Below are 18,530 nucleotides of genomic sequence, written 5' to 3'. Positions count from 1 at the left end.
GTCAACGACGGGTGCGCGGAGCCCTGAGGCGTGAGACGCCCTTATCGGCAAGCACGGCGAGGATGCACAGCACCAGGAAAACACCGGTGACGGCCAGCGCCGCAAGGGCGACGTTGGCCGCGCCGTTTTTCGCAACGTCGAGGAACGGGTAGGGCACTTCGCCTGCGATCGGTGCGCGCGCCAGCGCATAGGCGAGATAGGCGATCGGATAGGCCATCCACCACGAAATGTCGCTCCAGCGTGTCCTGCCGTCAGCGCCTGCAACAAGCCACCACAGCACGAACAGCACCGGCGTCACATAGTGCAGCAGCACGTCACAGAGCAGGAACAGCCCCTGCGGCTGCCAGAGCTGCGCCAGAACTGTCGCGTAGACGATGAAGACCAGGGCGATGGAAGCCGCCACGCCCGCCCGCATCCGCGGCCCGGCAAAGGCCGGCAGCCAGGCGTAGCCCGAAGGCGACAGCAGCGAGACATGGACCAGCACTGCACCGATGTTGGTCAGGATGGTGAAGAAGCTGAACAGAAAGACGATGGAGCCGAGAAAACTGCGGCCGGCTTCCATCGATGCCGGGATGGTGATGCACGCTTGCAGGACAAGCCCGGCCAGACCGATGATCAATCCCGCAAACTGCAGGAAGCGGCCCATGGCGTCAGGCGGCCGCGTTGCAGGAGGGGTTGCCCGTTTGCCAGCGCGCAATGTCGGATCCGATGCGCGCGCCGAGCGGATCGTCCATCAGCGGACCGAACACGTCGACGCGGCTGGAATTGCCTTGCGCCTGGACGACCAGCAGCGGCTTGCCGCCATAATGCTTGGCCGGCACCAGCAGGAAGCGGGGCGTGCCGCTGAACGAATTCAGCTCATTGGCCATCTGATAGGATTTGAAGGCGGGATCCTTGCTGGCGATCCAGCATTTGTGGGCCGATATCGCTACCTGTTCCATGGCCAGCAGCGAAGCGCTCTTGCCCGTGGGGACCGGCGCGCTCTTCGGGCTGGACTGGCAGGACGCCAACGCCAAGCCGGCAGCAGCCAGGAGACCTAGGCGAACAATCGTCAGTCTCATGGTCAACCGCCCCCGCGTTTTGAAAGGAATTCGAAGAGATATCAGGCGGCGATGCCGAGTGCGCCTTCGAACAGCGCCCGGCCGTCACTGCCGCCATGCGCGGCCTCGATCAGGTTTTCCGGATGCGGCATCAGGCCGAGCACATTGCCCTTCTCGCTGATGATGCCGGCAATGTCGTTGATCGAGCCATTGGGATTGGTGCCTTCGGCATAGCGGAACACAACCTGTCCTTCGCCCTCGAGGCGCGCAAGCGTGTCGGCATCGGCGAAATAATTGCCGTCATGATGCGCAACCGGCGTGCGGATGATTTGGCCCGGCTGATAGCGGCGGGTGAACATGGTGTTGGCGTTGGCGATCTGCAGCTTCACCTCACGGCAAACGAATTTCAGCGAAGCATTGCGCATCAGCGCGCCAGGCAAAAGGCCGGCTTCCACCAGAATCTGGAACCCGTTGCAGACGCCGATGACCATGACGCCCTTGGCCGCCTTTTCCGCCACCGCCCGCATGACCGGCATGCGCGCGGCAATGGCGCCGCAACGCAGATAGTCGCCGAACGAGAAGCCGCCGGGAATGGCGATCAGGTCCACATCAGGGATTTCGGTGTCGGTCTGCCAGACGGTCGCCGGCGCCTGCCCAGAGATCTTGGTCAGCGCCGCAATCATGTCGCGGTCGCGGTTGAGGCCGGGGAGAAGAACGACAGCTGATTTCATATCAAGCGATCTCCACCGCGTAATTCTCGATCACCGTATTCGCCAGCAGCTTGTCGCACATGGCTTTCAGATCGGCTTCAGCCTTGGCCTTGTCGGTCTCTGAGAGCTCGAGGTCGAAGACCTTGCCCTGCCGCACCTGGCCGACGCCGCCGAACCCCAGTCCGGACAGAGCGTGCTCTATGGCTTTTCCCTGCGGGTCGAGCACGCCGTTCTTGAGGGTGACGGTGATGCGGGCCTTGATCATGCTGGACAGGTTCCTGTTCGAAGACTTAGCAATTCCAGGAAAAGTCTGAAGCGGTTTTCCGTCCGGAATTGCGTCAAGAAATGAAGACTTAGTGCGGCTTGCCTTTGAGGCCATCGGTCGAGGCGACGAGCACCGGGCCGGTCGGGCGCGGCGGCTCGTTCTCGTTCATGATGCCAAGGCGGCGGGCAACTTCCTGATAGGCTTCGACGAGGCCGCCCATATCGCGGCGGAAACGGTCCTTGTCGAGCTTGTCCTGCGTTGCCACGTCCCACAGCCGGCACGAATCCGGCGAGATCTCGTCGGCAACGACGATGCGCATCATGTCGCCCTCGAACAGGCGGCCGCATTCGATCTTGAAATCGACGAGCTGGATGCCGACACCCATGAACAGGCCGGAGAGGAAGTCGTTGACGCGGATGGCCAGCGCCATGACGTCGTCGATCTCCTGCGGGCTTGCCCAGCCGAAAGCGGTGATGTGCTCTTCCGACACCATCGGATCGTCGAGCGCATCGGCCTTATAATAGAATTCGATGATCGAGCGCGGCAGAACGGTGCCTTCCTCGATGCCGAGGCGCTTGGACAGCGAGCCGGCGGCGACATTGCGCACCACCACTTCGAGCGGAATGATCTCGACTTCCTTGATCAACTGCTCGCGCATGTTGAGCCGGCGGATGAAGTGGGTCGGAATGCCCATGCGGTTCAGATGGTTGAAGATGTACTCGGAAATGCGGTTGTTGAGCACACCCTTGCCGTCGATGACCTCATGTTTCTTCTTGTTGAATGCGGTCGCATCATCCTTGAAGAACTGGATAAGTGTGCCCGGTTCCGGTCCCTCATAGAGGATCTTGGCCTTGCCTTCATAAATGCGGCGGCGATTTTTCATCTGATTTTTCTCTGGATTTGCGGGCAGGCGGCAAGCGACCAGTTCCTGTCCGTCTGCCTAAATTGGTGCGGCGACGGGTGGGGTTCAATGCCGGGTCTATCCCAATCACAGCGTTTGCTCAATCGGCAAATCCTTTCCATCGACCGCTTTCAGGAATGAAATGCCGCAGCGCAGCAAGCGATGTAGCATATTGACCGGCCCGCGCCCTTTTGGTTTGTGCTGCGGCAGCACACATATCCATCATCAACGCGAATCGATTTCATCGGAGGGAAGCCATGAGCAGCATGAAAGACCGCGAAGAGGGTTTTGAGCGCAAATTCGCCTTCGACGAAGAACTTCGCTTCAAGGCTTCGGCACGCCGCAACAAGGCGCTTGGCCTGTGGGCAGCCGAAAAGCTGGGCAAGTCCGGCACTGACGCCGACGCCTATGCCAAGGAAGTTGTGGTTTCCGACATCGAGGAAGCTGGCGATCACGACGTATTCCGCAAGATCCGCAAGGATTTCGACGCCGCCGGCGTCGACCAGTCGGATCACCAGATCCGCCGCACCATGGACGAACTGATGGCGCAGGCGATCGAGCAGATCAAGAACACCTAGAGCGAGTAGCGCTGGACCAATCGACCGCCCGGTCCAGCCGGGCGGTTTTTCTTTGCCTGTTCAGCCTTTTCCGGCTGAAACTGCGCGTAGGCCTGTTACAAGGCTCTACCCAACGAGGAAAGCACCCATGTCCCTGAAGTCACGCCTGGCGGCGGATGAAACGCTGTTCACCGCCTGGTCCGGCGTTCCGGACGCTTTGACGGTCGAAATCATCGCCAAGCAGGGTTTTGACGCCGTCACCCTCGATATGCAGCATGGCGGACACCACGAAGACTCGGTCTTGCGCGGCCTGGTGCCGGTGCTGGCCGCCAACAAGCCGGCGCTGGTGCGCATTCCGGTCGGCCGCTTCGACATGGCCAGCCGCGCCCTCGATTTCGGTGCCGAGGCGGTGATTGCACCGATGGTGAATTCGGTGGCCGATGCAAAACTCTTTGCCGCGGCGATGAAATATCCGCCGATGGGCGAGCGCTCCTGGGGCCCGACCTATGCTTTTCCGCGCCATGGCAAAGGCGACCACGCCGAATGGCTGCGCGACACCAATCAACGCACCATGGCCTTTGCCATGGTCGAAACGCGCGCCGCACTCGATGCGCTGGACGGCATCCTCGACACGCCGGGCATTGACGGCATCTTCCTCGGCCCATCGGATTTCTCCATCGCCTGGTCGAATGGCGCCACCGTCAATTCGACGCTGGAAAGCATGATGGAAACCGTCACCTCCATCGCCGAGCGGACGCGCAAGGCGGGCAAGCATGCGGCAATCTACGTCGTTGAGCCGGCGATTGCCGGCCGCGTCGTGGCGATGGGCTACCGGCTGCTGGCGATGGGCTCGGACCATGCGCTGATTTCGCTCGGCGCAAAGACACTCATCAAAAGCATGAACGATTCGATAAAGGGCTGAGGCGTTGTGCCTTGCCCGGTCAGGCCTTGAGGTCGGTCAGGAACTTGGCGAAGGTCATCGACCCTTCCGGCCAAGGGCCGAAGCCGGCATCCTCATTGAGGTGACCGGTTTCGCCGGCATCGATGAACAGCGAACCCCAGGCGCCGGCAATGTCCTCGGCAACCTCGAAGGCGCAGAACGGATCGTTGCGGCTGGCGATGACGATGGACGGGAAGGGCAGCGGTTCGCGCGCATAGGGGCCAAAGGTCATCAGGTGACGCGGCCTTATCTCCGGGTTGGCGACGTCGGGCGGCGCGACAAAAAACGCGCCGGCGACCGGCTTCCTGAACTGCGGAATGGCCTGCACCGCGGCCGCCACACCGAGCGAATGGGCAACGATCACCACCGGCCGCTCGGCCTCGTTGACAGCGTTCGCCACGCTCGCCGTCCAGTCCTCGCGCACCGGCTTCGACCACTCCGCCTGTTCGACCCGACGCGCCGTCGATAGTTTCGACTGCCAGCGTGTCTGCCAGTGTTCGGGGCCGGAATTGGTGTAGCCCGGCACGATCAGAATATCTGCGTCTTTGACTTTCATGGCGCTGAGATAGCGAGCGGCCGTGTCTCGTGCAACCCGCGCTGACGCATGCGGTGCATCACAATCGTGAACAACCTGTTCGATTCTTTCCATCTTGTGTGAACGACCAGGATCGACGATTTGAGGCGGGGAGAGATGGACAACAAGAATAGGCTGGTGGCGCGCCCTAGGGATAACGCGCTGAACGGAGAGTCTTATGAGCGAACTGCCTTTTGCCGCGACGACCCCCGTCAGCGTGTCACGCGTGGGCCTGAAGGCGCGCGACGCCGAAGGACTTGCCGATTACTACCGGGCTGTTGTCGGCCTGCAGGAATTGAGCCGCGCCGATGGCGCCATCACGCTGGGCGCTGCCGAGCGCCCGCTGCTGGTCATCGAGCCTGACGCAGCGGCCAAGCCCGACGATCCGCGCAGCGCCGGCCTTTTCCACACCGCTTTCCTTCTGCCCAGCCGCGCCGATCTCGGCCGTTGGATAAACCATGCCGCCGCCAACAAGATCCGCATCGAGGGCGCCTCCGACCATCTGGTCAGCGAGGCTCTCTATCTGACCGACCCCGAAGGCAACGGCATTGAAATCTATAGGGACCGTCTGCCGCAGGAGTGGAAGTGGAACGGCGACAAGATCGCCATGGCGACCGAGCGGCTGAATCTGGCCGCCGTGGTTGGCAGCGTGCCGGCCGGTGACGCCGGCTGGCAGGGCGCGCCGCAAAACAGCATTATCGGCCATGTACATCTGCGCGTCGGCCGGCCGGAAGATGCCGAGGCCTGGTGGCACGACGAATTTGGCTTCGACACGGTCGCTAAGTATGGAGGGCAGGCGGTGTTCCTGTCGTCGGGAGGCTACCACCATCATATCGGTGGCAATTCGTGGCACAGCGCCGGCGCCGGGCGCCGCGATCCGTCCCGCTCAGGGCTGGCCTGGGTCGAGATGCGCTCGGACAAGACAACCGAGGAAACGAGCCGTGAAGATCCGTGGGGCACGGTTATCCGCACCGTGCCGGGCACCGCAGGCTGAGCGGCGGTTCGGGTCCTACACCGAGCCGGCGGCGTAGCCCGTCAGCAGCCCGTGCGCCCAGTTGTCGAATCCGGTCGCCGTGGCGCGGCCGGATGCTTCGGTCCAGTCATAATTGACCACGTGATGGCTGAACGACCATTGTCCGTCCTTGCGCGTAGCGAGGGCGTAGCGGGCATGCGGACTGCCGGTCACGGTCAGGCCGGGGAATGCCTGGACGCCGACGCTGCCGGGATTGAGGATTGTCCGGTTGTCCGACAAGCGCACAACGCGCGGCGTATGTGTATGGCCGCACAAGGTCAGCCCGGCGCCGGCGCTGCCCAGCTTGTGCCTGATCTGCTTTTCATTGGACGGGTGGAAGTGGCTGCCTCCGTCTTCCTCGAGCAGGAACACGTCGTCGTCACTGGGGCTGCCATGGCAAAGCAGGATGTCCTGGGCAGGCGACAGGGCGACCGGCAATGCCGAGAGCCAGGTCAATGACGCCTGGGACAGGCGTTGGTGAGTGAAAGCATCGACGTCTTCCAACCCGGAAGCAGGCGGCTCGACCAGCACACGGTCGTGATTGCCGCGCACGGTCGGCCAATTCTGCGCCATCAGATATTGCGCGGTTTCTTCCGGCCATAGCGGCCCGGAAAGACAATCGCCCAGATTGACGATTAGTCGGGAGAAGCGTCTTTGATCTGCGCATGAACCGCCTCAAGCGCGCGCAGGTTCCCATGGATGTCGGAAAGGACAGCCAGCCGCATGGAAGATCCTATCCGAAAACCCGCTTGAAGATCGTGTCGACATGCTTGGTGTGATAGCCCAGGTCGAATTTCTCGCGGATCTCGGCTTCGGGCAGCGCTGCGATGACTTCCTTGTCGGCCAACAATTCCTCAAGGAAATCAGCGCCATGTTCCCATACCTTCATGGCGTTGCGCTGCACCAGGCGGTAGGCGTCCTCGCGGCTGACGCCGGCTTGCGTCAGCGCCAAAAGCACGCGCTGCGAATGCACAAGGCCACGGAACTTGTTCATGTTCTTCAGCATGTTGTCGGGATAGACCAGCAATTTGTCGATGACGCCGGTCAACCGCGACAGCGCGAAATCGAGTGTTATCGTGGCGTCCGGGCCGATCATGCGCTCGACCGAGGAATGCGAAATGTCGCGCTCGTGCCAGAGCGCGACATTCTCCATCGCCGGCAAGGCCATGGAGCGCACCATGCGCGCAAGGCCGGTGAGGTTTTCGGTCAGCACCGGGTTGCGCTTGTGCGGCATTGCCGACGAGCCCTTCTGGCCCGGCGAAAAATACTCTTCCGCTTCCAGCACCTCGGTGCGCTGCAGATGGCGGATCTCGGTCGCCAGCCGCTCGACCGACGAGGCGATGACGCCGAGCGTGGCAAAGAACATGGCATGGCGGTCGCGAGGGATGACCTGCGTCGACACCGGCTCCGGCTTCAGCCCAAGCTTTTTCGCCACATGTTCTTCGACATAGGGATCGATGTTGGCGAAGGTGCCGATCGCGCCGGAGATAGCGCAGGTGGCAATATCCTCCCGTGCGTGCACCAGCCGCTCGCGGCAGCGTGAGAACTCGGCATAGGCCTGCGCCAGCTTGACGCCGAACGTGGTCGGCTCGGCATGGATGCCGTGGCTGCGGCCGATGGTGACGGTGTCCTTGTGCTCGAAGGCACGGCGCTTCAGCGCGGCGAGCAGGCCGTCGAGGTCGGCCAGCAGGATATCGCTGGCGCGGCTGAGCTGCACCGCAAGGCAGGTGTCGAGAACATCCGACGAGGTCATACCCTGGTGGATGAAACGCGCATCCGGTCCGACGAATTCAGCGAGATGGGTCAGAAATGCGATGACGTCGTGCTTGGTGACGGCCTCGATCTCGTCGATCTTGCCGACGTCGAATTGGGCGGCGCCGCCTTTTTCCCAGATGGTCTTGGCGGCTTCCTTGGGGATGACGCCGAGCTCAGCCAGCGCATCGCAGGCATGGGCCTCGATTTCGAACCAGATGCGGAAGCGGGTTTCCGGCGACCAGATGGCGACCATTTCCGGCCGGGAATAGCGAGGGATCATCCGTCAGTCCTGATGTGTCGGTGGTTAAGTGCGCCTCCTATCAGAGGCGGACCGAATGCTCAACGCTGCTGGCGTGCAAACCACGCGCTGGCGGCGGCAAGCGCGATGAATCCGAGCGGAAAATAGAGCCTGATACCCAGCACCACGAACTGGTAGAGCGCCGTCAGCGAGGTGAAGACCAGTTCGAACGCCCACCGGGCGGTGAAGGCCTCCGCGTGCCATTCGGCATAATAGGAGCGGTATTGCAGCGCAAACAACCCGCCGGTGAAGGCGAGCGTCGTGGCAAGCAGGCAGACGAAGGCGGCGGCGAAAGCCACCTCCCAGTGCCGGTCGAGCGAGACCAGCCGCGCCGCGAACAACCCGACGGGAAAGGCCAATGCCGCGCCGGTCGCAAACAGCAGGGCGACGAAGCGGATCTTTTCCGGGGTCTCCCAATTGTCGAGCCAAAGGCCGGTCAGCGCGCTGGCGCCCATGGCCATCGCCCACAGCAAGGCGCCGACAAGCGCCGCGCCCGTCGATGGTATGGCGCGGCTGACGCGATTTCCGGCGCGCTTGCGCCAACTGGATTGATCGAGCGATGTCACAGGCGTCCGGTCACGGCGATCCAGCGAAAATCCGGTCCTTCGAAGCCGTATTGGCGCACCGCGATCAGCACCGCATAGGCGCTGATGCTGTCCATCGAGAACGTCTGCACCGCGCCGATCCTGTAGCCGTTCGGGCAGCCACGGCTTTTCGGGATCGATTTATCCTCATGCAGCAGATGGGTCCGGCCGCCATCACTGGCCTCGATCCGCAGCAGGCGAAAACCGTTGACCTCGCCCTGGCTCTGGCAGCTTTCGGTGTCATTCATGCCGATCTCGTCCAGCCGGAATTCCAGCGGCGGGTCGACCGGCGAAAAGATCGGCCGTGGGTTGACCACCATGCGGAACGGGTCGGCCGACAATTCGGTCACCGGGTTGAAGCCGGCGGTGATGCCGCGGTTGGCGGTAAGCTCGGCCTGGGCAATGATTGCTTCGCTTTTTTGCCTGGCTTGCTGACGGGCCGTCTCGAGCGAGGCGGTCTCATCCTCTAGCCGGACCCGGATTGGCGTGCCCTTCAGGAACGTGTCGTCGGCGGTGTTGATGTAGTAGCGATTGGCATAGGGAAAGCCCGAACCGTCTGCCACACCATATTCCTCGAAGGCGAAGACGCTGCCATCCTTGCTGAAGCCGAGGATTTCAAGCTCGGCGACATCGCCCGCTCGGGCGGCCATGGCGGATGCCAGATGGACCAGCAGGCAAACGCCAATCAGGACGAGATTTCGCATCGGGGTTCCGCTCCGCCTGCCTTGGTTCGATCGTTCCCTATCACGAGACAGTCAAAACATCGTGCTATTCAAAAGGCGATGCATCCAATTTCGCCTCTGTTTGTTATCGTCGATCGTTTTCAAAAGGAGAACACCCCATGACTGAGGCCAGCAAGATTCGCGAGCATATGGAAGTGGTCGGCGCCGACGGCGTTCACATCGGCACCGTCGACAGGGTCGATGGCGAGCGGATCAAGTTGACCAAGGCCGACAGCGGCGAGGGCGCCCATCAGGGGCATCACCACTACATTCCCTTGAGCCTGCTTGCCGAGGTCGAGGGCCAGAAAGTCTGGCTGTCGGCGAATTCGGATGTCGCGGTCAGCTTCGAGGAAGAGGAGTCCGACCCGACCTGACTGAAAGTCAGCGCGACGACCACACCGGAAACAGATCGCCATCGGCCGGCGTCGCGGCATGGATGCCGCGGCTGATGGCGCGCGCCATGGTGGCGCCGGCGGCGGCAAAGAAATCGACGGCATCGTCGGCGCTGAGTTCTATGCCGCTCTTGCCCGTCGCCAGCGCGAACACCAGATCGCCGTCGGCCGGCGTGTGCACCGGCCAGATGGCGCGCACGAAGCCGTCATGCGCTGAAATGGCCAGCCGCTTGGCTGCCGCCTTGGTCAGCACGGCATCGGTGGCGATGACGGCGATGGTGGTGTTGCCACCGGCCTCGGCTTGTCCACCGACACGCTTGTCGCGGTATTTCAATAGGATCCGCCTGGCGTCGTCCGGCATCGGCGAGGGATAGCCGAGGCCTCCGAATTCATCGCCGATCTCGAAGGGTGCTGCCCAGAAATAGCGGGTCCGCGCGATCGTTACCGAGCCGGTCGGGTTGGCGGCGGCCAGTGCGCCGATGGTGACGCCGCTGTCGAGCACAGTCGAGGCAGAGCCAAGGCCGCCCTTCAGCCCGGAACTCAGCGCCCCGGTGCCGGCGCCGATTGTGCCGAGCGCAAAGTCGACTGTTGCCGCCTGGGCGGCTTCGTAGCCGAGGTCGCGGTAGGGAGGATAACGGCCCCAACCCTTGTCGCCGCCATTGCGCAGGTCGAACAGGATCGCCGCCGGCACGATCGGCACCCGAAAGCCGCCGACATCGACGCCAATGCCTTTTTCACGCAACGCCGCCTGCACGCCCGACGCGGCGTCGAGGCCGAAGGCCGAACCGCCCGAAAGCACGACGGCATGAACCGCCTCGATGGAATTGTGCGGTTCGAGCAAATCGGTCTCGCGCGTGCCCGGCGCGCCGCCGAGGATCTGCACGCCACCGACCGCCGGTTCGTCGCACAATACGGTGGTGACGCCCGATTTCAGCCTGGCATCCGACGCGTTGCCGACGCGCAAGCCGGCGACATCGGTGATCAGATTGCGCGGCCCGGTGCGAAACATCAATTCGTCTCCGCCGGCACGAAACGCGTCCCGTCGAAGCGGAAGGCGCGATAGAGGTTTTGGCTCAGATCGCCTTTGTCGTCGAAACGCAGCGGACCGATCGCGGTGGTGAAATCATGCCCCGTTAGCGCGTCGGCCAGCCCCTTGCCCGAGGTCTCGGGCGCGGCGGAGGCCGCCTTGGCAATCTCCACCGCCGCATAGGCCGGCAGGGCATAGCCATCCGGCGCGATGTTTTTGGCCGTAAACGCCGCCAGCACCTTGGGATCGGCGACATCGGCCCATTCCGGCGGCGCGATCATCAGCGTGCCGACGGCGTAAGGCACATCGCCGGGTGGCGTGCGCAAATTCTCGCCGCCGGCAAAGACGATGCCGGCCTCGAGCTGGCCGGCGTCGCGGCCCATAATGGCGATGTCGTCGCCGTCGCCACCGGCAAAGACATGCGTAGCGCCCGCCTTCTTCAGCCGGCCGATCAGCCCGATCTGGTTGTCGAGCTGGGGCCGGAAGGTGTCTGTGAAGACCGGCTTCAGCGCCGCCTGTTCGGCCGCTGCGCGCAGCGTCTCGGCGATTTCGCGGCCATAGATGGTGCCGTCATCGACGATGGCGAACAATTCGCTCTGCCACAGCCGGGTCAGGATGGCGGCCACCGCATTGCGCTCGTCATCGCCGCGCGGGCCCAGCCGGTAGACCGGCCAGCCGGTTTTGGCGCGGCGGTCGGTCAGGCTTTCGGTGCGCACGCCAACGGTGATGACCGGTATGTTGGCGTCCTTCAGGATCGGCAGCGCCGCCTGGATCGCCTCGGTGCAGAGGAAGCCGACGACGATATCGGCCTTCGCAGCGGCGAATTCCCTGGCGGCGGCAGCCCCGCCATCGGCGGTGCAGGCATCGTCGACCGTCCTGATCTCGGCGCCGTTGGCTTCTGCTGCCAGGGCAGCACCCGCCTCGATCTGCTTGCCAAGTATCGCCGACGGACCGGACAGGGGTGCGGCGACGCCGACAAGCAAAGTCTGCGCGCCGGCGCTTGCCGGCAGCAGCCAGAGCAGTGCCGCTATTACAGCTGTTGGGGGTTGCATTCTGACGACGAATTCCTCCGTGCCGGTCGCATGCTTCCAGCGTCTCTTCCGCCAAGACCTAAAGGCTGCCCGCCCCAGGCGCAACACGGGAATTTGCGGATTGGCGTCAACCACTTCGCTTGTGGCCTATTGTGTGCCGCCATATATAACGCTTGGATTCCCGCTTATGGAAAATCATCGGTGTTGAAGTTGAACGACATAGGGCCTCAGGCCTATCGCGACGCGATGGCGCATTTTGCCGGCCACGTCCATGTGGTGGCCACCGACGGGCCCGCCGGCAAACGCGGCACGACGGTGATTGCGGCCTGTTCGGTGTCGGACACGCCGCCGACGGTTCTCGTCTGTCTCAACCGCGAGAATGCCAAGAACGAGCTGTTCGTGCAAAACGGCCGGTTTGCGCTGAACACCCTGGCTTCGCACCAGCAGCCGCTATCGGTGGCGTTTTCAGGCCTGACCGGCCTGTCGGCCGATGAGCGTTTCGGGCTCGGCGAGTGGGACGTCATATCGACGGGCGCGCCTACCCTGAAGGGCGCTCTCGCCGTGTTCGACTGCGAATTGATCGACACCAAGGATCTGGCCACCCATCGTGTGCTTTTTGGCAAGGTGACAGGCCTGCGCATGGGCGATAATTTGCGGCCGCTGATCTACCACGCCCGCGACTACCACGTGCTGCAAAGCGGGGCAGAGGCGGCAACGGAGAAAGAATGACCGAGCTGAAACCGCGCCCCGCGCCGCGGACGATCGACGAAACGCTCGATCTCCTGACCGGCGCGGACTATGTCGCGGACCGCTCGCTGGCCACCGTGCTGTTCCTGTCGCTGCGCATGCAGCGGCCGCTCTTCCTCGAGGGCGAGGCCGGCGTCGGCAAGACCGAGATCGCCAAGGTGCTGGCGCAGGCACTCGGCCGCCGGCTGATCCGCCTGCAATGCTATGAAGGGCTCGACGTCTCGTCCGCTGTCTATGAGTGGAATTACGCCGCGCAGATGATAGAGATCCGCATGGAGGAGGCGGCAGGCTCGGTCGACCGCTCCGACATGGAGCGCAATGTCTTTTCCGAAAAATACCTGATCCGCCGGCCGGTGCTCGATGCGCTGACCGGCAAGGCGGGTGCGGCCCCGGTGTTCCTGATCGATGAGCTCGACCGCACCGACGAGGCTTTCGAAGCATTCCTGCTCGAAATCCTGTCCGATTTCCAGGTGACGGTGCCCGAGCTCGGCACGATCAAGGCGGAGGAACCGCCGATCGTCATCATCACCACCAACCGCACGCGCGAAATCCACGACGCGCTGAAGCGGCGCTGCCTCTATCACTGGGTCGACTATCCCAATGCCGAGCGCGAGCTGGAGATCGTGCGGCGCAAGGTGCCGCAGGCCAACAGCCGGCTTTCGGCCGAAGTGGTGTCGTTCATCCAGAAGCTGCGCCAAGTCGAACTATTCAAGGCGCCGGGCGTTGCCGAGACCATCGACTGGGCCGGCGCGCTGACCGAACTCGACAAGGTGGCGCTCGATCCCGAAACCGTCTCCGACACGATCGGCGTTTTGCTGAAATACCAGGACGACATTGCCCGCATCGGCGCGGGCGAGGGCCGGCGTATCCTCGACGAGGTCAAGGCCGAGCTGGCGGCGGCGGAGTAGGGCAAGTGAAGGCGCCCGAACCCAGAGAGGCGACGGAAGACGGGCGCATCGCCGACAACATCGTCTATTTCGCCCGTACCTTGCGCAAAGCGGGCATGCGCGTCGGGCCGGCTTCGGTCAAGGATGCGATCGAGGCGGTGCTGGCCGCCGGCATCGGTTCGCGCGACGATTTCTACTGGACGCTGCATGCCGTGCTTGTGTCGCGGCACGAAGATCACCCTGTTTTCGACGAAGCCTTCCGGCTGTTCTGGAAATCGCGCGAGCTGATCGAGAAACTTCTGGCGATGTTCTCGCCGGTGGCTCCTGACACCAGGGAGAAGCAAAAGCCGCGCGCGGCAGAAAACCGTGTCAGCCAGGCCATGTTCGAAGGCCACGAGAAGAATCGGCCGGTCAGGGAAATCCCGGAGATCGAAGTCGACGCCCGGCTAACCTTCTCCGGGAATGAAGTGCTGCGCGGCAAGGACTTTGCCCAGATGAATGCCGACGAGATGGCAGACGCCAAGAAGGCGATTGCCCGGCTGCGGCTGCCGTTCGACATGGTCCGTACCCGACGCTTCAAGGCAGACCTGCATGGCCGCCGTATCGATCCACGCGCCATGATGCGCTCGGCCGCGCGCACCGGCGGCGAACTGATCCTGCCGAAATTCCGCTCAGCCCGCGAAGTGCATCCGCCGCTGGTGGTTCTCGCCGATATCTCCGGTTCGATGAGCCAGTACACGCGCATCTTCCTGCACTTTCTGCATGCGCTGACCGAAAAACGGCGGCGCGTGCACACCTTCGTCTTCGGCACGCGGCTGACCAATCTCACGCGGCAGATGCGCCATCGCGACCCCGATGCCGCCCTTGCCGACTGCTCGGCGGCGGTCAAGGACTGGTCGGGCGGCACCCGCATCGGCGATACGCTGGCGGAGTTCAACAAGCACTGGTCACGCCGCGTGCTCGGGCAGGGCGCGGTGGTGCTTTTAATCACCGACGGTTTGGAGCGCGACGATGTTTCCGGCCTGTCGCAAGAAATGGATCGCCTGCACAAATCCTGCCGGCGGCTGATCTGGCTCAACCCGCTTCTGCGCTTTGGCGGCTTCGAGGCGCGGGCCCGCGGCGTCAGAGCGATGCTGCCTCATGTCGACGAGTTCCGCTCGGTGCACAATCTCGATGCGCTGGCCGACCTCTGCGCCTCGCTGGACAAGAAATCGGCCGCTTCGGTCGATCCGCGTCGCTGGCTGGACGCTGGTGTCAGGCGCGCCGCATAGCCATATTGGATTCCGAAAAACAGGCTCCCAGAGAAAAACAGACTTTGAGGCAAGCGATCATGGACAACAGCATCTATCTCGATGAGGCCCGCGACCCCTTGATCATCGCGGAAGGCTGGATGAAGGACGGCAAGGATGTCGCCATCGCCACTGTGGTCGAGACCTGGGGTTCGGCGCCGAGGCCGGCCGGCAGTCATCTGGTCATCGACGCCGAAGGCAATTTTCACGGCTCGGTCTCGGGCGGCTGCGTTGAGGGTACCGTGGTGAGCGAGGCGATGGACGTCATCGACTCGGGGAAAGCGAAGATGCTGGAGTTCGGCGTTGCCGACGAAACCGCCTGGCAGGTCGGCCTGTCCTGCGGCGGCCGCATCAAGGTCTATGTGGAGCGGCTCGGTTAGGCATGGATCCCTACGCTCTCAAAGCCCTCAATGCCGAACGCCGTGCCCGCCGTGCGGCGATCCTGGTGACCGATCTCGGCGACGGCCGCGACCGCATCGTGCGAGAAGGCGACCAGGTTGCCGGCGATCTCGGGCAAGCGATCGCCAAGGCTTTCCGCACCGGCAATTCGGGTTCGGTCGAGGCTGAAGGGCGCACCTTCTTCCTCAACGCGCATTTGCCGCAGCCGCGCCTGGTGGTAGTCGGCGCCGTCCATATCAGTCAGGCGCTGGCGCCGATGGCCAGGATCGCCGGCTATCCCCTGGAGATCGTCGATCCGCGCACCGCCTTCGCCACCCCGGACCGTTTTCCCGATATAGCCCTGGATGCCGAATGGCCGGAGGATGTGCTGAAACGCCAGCCGCTCGACAGCTATACGGCGCTCGCCGCCGTCACCCATGATCCGAAGATCGACGATTTCGCACTGAAGGCCGCGCTCGACGCCAACTGTTTCTATGTCGGCGCACTCGGCAGCCGCAAAACACACGCCAGGCGCGTCGAGCGCCTGCTGGCGCTCGGCGCCAGCGCCGACCAGATCGCCCGCATCCACGCACCGATCGGTATCGACATTGGCGCGGCGAGCCCGGCCGAGATCGCCGTCGCCATCCTGGCGCAGACGATCCACGCCTTTCGCTCGCGCGGGCTGGAATCGAAAGGCGCTGCGGCGTGAGATTCGGTCCGGTTCCAATCGACCAGGCCGAAGGCGCGGTGCTCGCGCATGCCACCACGGCGGGTGAGCGACGTTTCCGCAAGGCGCACACGCTGAGCGCACAGGACGTGGCGGCGCTGAAAGCAGCCGGCATTACCGAAATTGTCGCGGCGGTGCTTACCGCTGATGATCTGAGCGAAGATGCGGCGGCTGAAAAGATCGCCGCTAGCATGATCCATCGCAACATCGAGGCAAAACCCGCCGCGACCGGCCGGGTCAATCTCCATGCCAAGGCAGCCGGTGTCTTCACCGTCGATGCCGCCATGATCGACGCTATCAACACGGTCGACCCGACCATCACCATTGCCACGCTGGCGCAGCACGCGCCGGTCGAGCAAGGCCAGATGGTGGCGACGGTCAAGATCATCCCGTTCGCCGTCGCCTCGGCTTTGGTCGACAAGGTGGTGAAAATCTGTACCGGTGGCGAGATCTTCGCCGTCAACGCTTATCGGCCGGTGCGCATCGGCGTCATCCAGACGGTGCTGCCCGGCATCAAGGCCAGCGTGCTCGACAAGACGCTGCGCGTCACCGAGGCGCGGCTGGCACGCTCCGGCGGCCGGCTGACCACAGAGCGCCGCACGCCGCATGAAATTGCGCCCCTCGCCGAGGCAGCGGCCGCGCTGGCGCGCGACAACGACATGGTGGTGATCTTCGGCGCCTCGGCGATGAGCGATTTCAACGATGTCGTTCCGGCGGCGATTGAACGCGCGGGCGGCACGGTGATCCGCGCGGGCATGCCGGTCGATCCCGGCAATCTGCTGGTGCTGGGCACGCTGGACGGCAAGCGCGTCATCGGCGCGCCCGGTTGCGCCCGCAGCCCCAAGGAGAACGGTTTCGATTGGGTGCTCGACAGGCTGATCGCCGGTCTCGACGTCACCGCCAAGGACATCGCCGGCATGGGCGTTGGCGGCCTCTTGATGGAAATCCCGACCAGGCCGCAGCCGCGCGAGCCGCTGCCGGCGAGAGCCGGGCTGAAGGTCGAGATCGTGCTTCTGGCCGCCGGTCGCTCCAGCCGCATGGGCGGGCCGAACAAGCTTTTGGCGCTGTTCGACGGCAAGCCGCTGGTGCGCCGCACCGCTGAACGGGCGCTCGATTCCAAGGCTTCTGCCACCGTTGTCGTCACCGGCCATCAGCGCGAGCGGGTGCACGCCGCGCTCTCGGGCCTCGACGTGATCTTCGCCGACAATCCGGATTTTGCCGACGGCCTGTCCTCGTCTCTAAAAGCCGGCATTGCCCGCGTTGGAGCCGAGGCGGCCGGCGCCATGATCGTCCTCGGCGACATGCCGGGTATCTCATCGGCCGATCTCGACCGGTTGATCGAGGCCTTCCGTAGGGACGGCGGCCGCTCAGTGGTGCGTGCCGCCCATGACGGCCGCCGCGGCAATCCGGTGCTGCTGCCACGCGCGCTGTTTGGAGGCATCGCTCACCTCGAGGGCGACACCGGCGCCCGCCATCTGGTCGAGGCCGAGGGACTGGATGTCATCGACGTCGAGATCGGCGACGGCGCGTCGGTCGACGTCGACACCCGCGAGGCGCTCGAAGACGCCGGCGGCGTGCTGCAGGATTGACAAAGCGAAGCCGAAAAACGCATGCCATGCAGTATGGCTAATCGTACCGCCGCACCCCCCTCTGGCCTGCCGGCCATCTCCCCCTCAAGGGGGGAGATCAGCAGCCTCGATGGCGGCGTCTATCCTGCAGCTTTGAAGATTGGCGGAAGGCGGCGTGATATCCAATCTCCCCCCTTGAGGGGGAGATGGCCGGCAGGCCAGAGGGGGGTAGCCGCGCTCCATGCCCTTCTGATTTCGCTCTTTTTCCTGTTCTCCGCCTCTCACGCCGACGCCCTCGAACTAAAACCCTACAAGGATGACCTCTTCGCCTATCCGGCGACGCTCTCGTCCACGGACAAAGGCGCCTACACCGTCATCGACTATCGCGAGATGCGCGACATCAACGACCGCGACGAAGTGCCGGAAAAGCGCGTGCAGGCTAAGTATACCGACACCGGCGTGCGCAAGGTGCAGCGGGATTTGATGCTGAAAACCGATGCCGGCGATGTCAGGCATGTCGCCGTAGGCAAGACCGAAGGCGCCGGTATCATCGTGCTTTACCTGCACGGGCAGGGCGGCAGCCGCAAGCAGGGCGTCGACGACTTCACCTTCGGCGGCAACTTCAACCGAATCAAGAACCTGATGGCCGGCAATGGCGGCCTCTATCTCTCACCCGATTTCACCGATTTCGGCGACAAGGGCGCGGCCCAGGTCGCGGCGCTGATCGGCCACTATGCCGAGGCCTCGCCGGACGCGAAAATCTTCGTCGCCTGTGGCTCGATGGGTGGTGCGCTGTGCTGGAAGCTGGCCGGCCGCAACGATACGGGACGGCGCATCAACGGGCTGCTGCTGCTCGGCTCGCTATGGGATGACAGTTTCCTGTCGAGCCCGGCCTACAGGCGCCATGTGCCGGTGTTCTTCGGCCAGGGCAGCAAGGACCCGGTCTTTCCCGTGGAGAAGCAGGAGGCCTTCTTCCGCTCCATCATTGCGAACTCGAAAGCCTATCCGACCCGGTTCGTCCGGTTCGAGACCGGCACCCATGGCACGCCGATCCGCATGGTCGACTGGCGCCAAACGCTGAACTGGATGCTGTCGAAGGCGCCCTGAGGCATATCGCCCAGAGGTG

Annotated in this window: 23 protein-coding genes; 11 read left to right on the top strand and 12 right to left on the bottom strand. The window is 63.8% G+C overall.

What is annotated here, in order from left to right; translation table 11 throughout:
- Position 1: 1 nt before the first annotated feature.
- The 5 genes from X728_RS155570 to purC all read right to left on the bottom strand — a co-directional run bounded on the left by X728_RS155570 (position 2) and on the right by purC (position 2,898).
- Complete coding sequence (locus X728_RS155570; protein ID WP_023708640.1) at positions 2 to 646, bottom strand: Pr6Pr family membrane protein; 645 nt, start codon at positions 644 to 646, stop codon at positions 2 to 4.
- A gap of 4 nt (positions 647 to 650) precedes the next feature.
- Positions 651 to 1,061 carry a hypothetical protein gene (locus tag X728_RS155575; RefSeq protein ID WP_023831303.1) on the bottom strand — a complete coding sequence of 137 codons (411 nt, stop codon included), beginning with the start codon at positions 1,059 to 1,061 and terminating at the stop codon, positions 651 to 653.
- Positions 1,062 to 1,102: 41 nt separating this feature from the next.
- Positions 1,103 to 1,771: a phosphoribosylformylglycinamidine synthase subunit PurQ gene (gene purQ, locus X728_RS155580; RefSeq protein ID WP_023684888.1), complete on the bottom strand. Its 669-nt coding sequence runs from the start codon at positions 1,769 to 1,771 to the stop codon at positions 1,103 to 1,105.
- Position 1,772: 1 nt separating this feature from the next.
- Complete coding sequence (gene purS, locus X728_RS155585) at positions 1,773 to 2,015, bottom strand: phosphoribosylformylglycinamidine synthase subunit PurS (RefSeq protein WP_023669092.1); 243 nt, start codon at positions 2,013 to 2,015, stop codon at positions 1,773 to 1,775.
- Between the two features lie 88 nt (positions 2,016 to 2,103).
- Complete coding sequence (gene purC, locus X728_RS155590; RefSeq protein ID WP_013532127.1) at positions 2,104 to 2,898, bottom strand: phosphoribosylaminoimidazolesuccinocarboxamide synthase; 795 nt, start codon at positions 2,896 to 2,898, stop codon at positions 2,104 to 2,106.
- 275 nt (positions 2,899 to 3,173) lie between these two features.
- Here purC and X728_RS155595 point away from each other — a divergent pair, with 275 nt between their 5' ends.
- Together X728_RS155595 and X728_RS155600 are read left to right on the top strand one after the other, a co-directional pair.
- Positions 3,174 to 3,494: a DUF1476 domain-containing protein gene (locus tag X728_RS155595; RefSeq protein ID WP_023669091.1), complete on the top strand. Its 321-nt coding sequence runs from the start codon at positions 3,174 to 3,176 to the stop codon at positions 3,492 to 3,494.
- A 127-nt stretch (positions 3,495 to 3,621) separates the two neighbouring features.
- The gene (locus X728_RS155600; RefSeq protein WP_023690189.1) at positions 3,622 to 4,395 is read left to right on the top strand and encodes an HpcH/HpaI aldolase/citrate lyase family protein; all 774 of its coding nucleotides are present in this window, start codon (positions 3,622 to 3,624) and stop codon (positions 4,393 to 4,395) included.
- Positions 4,396 to 4,414: 19 nt separating this feature from the next.
- Here the strand turns inward: X728_RS155600 and X728_RS155605 are convergent, their stop codons facing one another.
- On the bottom strand, positions 4,415 to 4,969 hold the full coding sequence (locus X728_RS155605; protein WP_023669089.1) for an alpha/beta hydrolase: 555 nt from the start codon (positions 4,967 to 4,969) through the stop codon (positions 4,415 to 4,417).
- Between the two features lie 196 nt (positions 4,970 to 5,165).
- Here X728_RS155605 and X728_RS155610 point away from each other — a divergent pair, with 196 nt between their 5' ends.
- On the top strand, positions 5,166 to 5,981 hold the full coding sequence (locus X728_RS155610; protein ID WP_023831302.1) for a VOC family protein: 816 nt from the start codon (positions 5,166 to 5,168) through the stop codon (positions 5,979 to 5,981).
- 15 nt (positions 5,982 to 5,996) lie between these two features.
- Here the strand turns inward: X728_RS155610 and X728_RS01000000166590 are convergent, their stop codons facing one another.
- The 4 genes from X728_RS01000000166590 to X728_RS155625 all read right to left on the bottom strand — a co-directional run bounded on the left by X728_RS01000000166590 (position 5,997) and on the right by X728_RS155625 (position 9,340).
- A complete protein-coding gene (locus X728_RS01000000166590) occupies positions 5,997 to 6,626 on the bottom strand; it encodes a metallophosphoesterase family protein (RefSeq protein ID WP_245266134.1) in 630 nt (209 codons plus the stop codon).
- 106 nt (positions 6,627 to 6,732) lie between these two features.
- The gene (purB, locus tag X728_RS155615; RefSeq protein ID WP_023831301.1) at positions 6,733 to 8,034 is read right to left on the bottom strand and encodes an adenylosuccinate lyase; all 1,302 of its coding nucleotides are present in this window, start codon (positions 8,032 to 8,034) and stop codon (positions 6,733 to 6,735) included.
- Positions 8,035 to 8,093: 59 nt separating this feature from the next.
- On the bottom strand, positions 8,094 to 8,558 hold the full coding sequence (locus X728_RS155620; RefSeq protein WP_023831300.1) for a hypothetical protein: 465 nt from the start codon (positions 8,556 to 8,558) through the stop codon (positions 8,094 to 8,096).
- Between the two features lie 56 nt (positions 8,559 to 8,614).
- Positions 8,615 to 9,340, bottom strand: coding sequence for a DUF2259 domain-containing protein (locus X728_RS155625; RefSeq protein ID WP_023831299.1), 726 nt, complete (start codon positions 9,338 to 9,340; stop codon positions 8,615 to 8,617).
- A 137-nt stretch (positions 9,341 to 9,477) separates the two neighbouring features.
- On the opposite strand from X728_RS155625, the gene X728_RS155630 reads away from it, so the two are divergent.
- A complete protein-coding gene (locus X728_RS155630; protein ID WP_023669083.1) occupies positions 9,478 to 9,732 on the top strand; it encodes a DUF2171 domain-containing protein in 255 nt (84 codons plus the stop codon).
- Positions 9,733 to 9,739: 7 nt separating this feature from the next.
- Here X728_RS155630 and X728_RS155635 read toward each other — a convergent pair whose 3' ends face one another.
- Both X728_RS155635 and X728_RS155640 read right to left on the bottom strand, forming a co-directional pair.
- The gene (locus X728_RS155635; protein ID WP_023831298.1) at positions 9,740 to 10,759 is read right to left on the bottom strand and encodes a P1 family peptidase; all 1,020 of its coding nucleotides are present in this window, start codon (positions 10,757 to 10,759) and stop codon (positions 9,740 to 9,742) included.
- Complete coding sequence (locus tag X728_RS155640) at positions 10,759 to 11,829, bottom strand: branched-chain amino acid ABC transporter substrate-binding protein (protein ID WP_023831297.1); 1,071 nt, start codon at positions 11,827 to 11,829, stop codon at positions 10,759 to 10,761. Before X728_RS155640 ends, X728_RS155635 begins: the two co-directional genes overlap by 1 nt.
- A 180-nt stretch (positions 11,830 to 12,009) precedes the next feature.
- On the opposite strand from X728_RS155640, the gene X728_RS155645 reads away from it, so the two are divergent.
- From X728_RS155645 to X728_RS155675, 7 genes are all read left to right on the top strand, one after another.
- Positions 12,010 to 12,537, top strand: coding sequence for a flavin reductase (locus tag X728_RS155645; RefSeq protein WP_023831296.1), 528 nt, complete (start codon positions 12,010 to 12,012; stop codon positions 12,535 to 12,537).
- Positions 12,534 to 13,463: a MoxR family ATPase gene (locus X728_RS155650; RefSeq protein ID WP_023711480.1), complete on the top strand. Its 930-nt coding sequence runs from the start codon at positions 12,534 to 12,536 to the stop codon at positions 13,461 to 13,463. The genes X728_RS155645 and X728_RS155650 overlap by 4 nt, the downstream gene beginning before the upstream one ends.
- Positions 13,464 to 13,468: 5 nt before the next feature.
- Positions 13,469 to 14,713: a VWA domain-containing protein gene (locus tag X728_RS155655; RefSeq protein ID WP_023669078.1), complete on the top strand. Its 1,245-nt coding sequence runs from the start codon at positions 13,469 to 13,471 to the stop codon at positions 14,711 to 14,713.
- A 59-nt stretch (positions 14,714 to 14,772) separates the two neighbouring features.
- Positions 14,773 to 15,111 (top strand): XdhC family protein, encoded by a 339-nt coding sequence (locus tag X728_RS155660; protein WP_023669077.1) that lies wholly within the window; start codon positions 14,773 to 14,775, stop codon positions 15,109 to 15,111.
- 2 nt (positions 15,112 to 15,113) lie between these two features.
- The gene (locus X728_RS155665; protein WP_023831295.1) at positions 15,114 to 15,818 is read left to right on the top strand and encodes an XdhC family protein; all 705 of its coding nucleotides are present in this window, start codon (positions 15,114 to 15,116) and stop codon (positions 15,816 to 15,818) included.
- A complete protein-coding gene (locus X728_RS155670) occupies positions 15,815 to 17,425 on the top strand; it encodes a molybdopterin-binding/glycosyltransferase family 2 protein (protein ID WP_023831294.1) in 1,611 nt (536 codons plus the stop codon). Before X728_RS155665 ends, X728_RS155670 begins: the two co-directional genes overlap by 4 nt.
- Before the next feature lie 174 nt (positions 17,426 to 17,599).
- On the top strand, positions 17,600 to 18,511 hold the full coding sequence (locus X728_RS155675; protein WP_023831293.1) for a phospholipase: 912 nt from the start codon (positions 17,600 to 17,602) through the stop codon (positions 18,509 to 18,511).
- Positions 18,512 to 18,530: the final 19 nt, after the last annotated feature.

Origin of the sequence: Mesorhizobium sp. L103C119B0 (assembly GCF_000502235.1) — a bacterium.
Classification (GTDB): Bacteria; Pseudomonadota; Alphaproteobacteria; order Rhizobiales; family Rhizobiaceae; genus Mesorhizobium.
The sequence above is the reverse complement of the archived record's forward strand: the minus strand, read 5'-3'. Positions and strand labels throughout refer to the sequence as shown.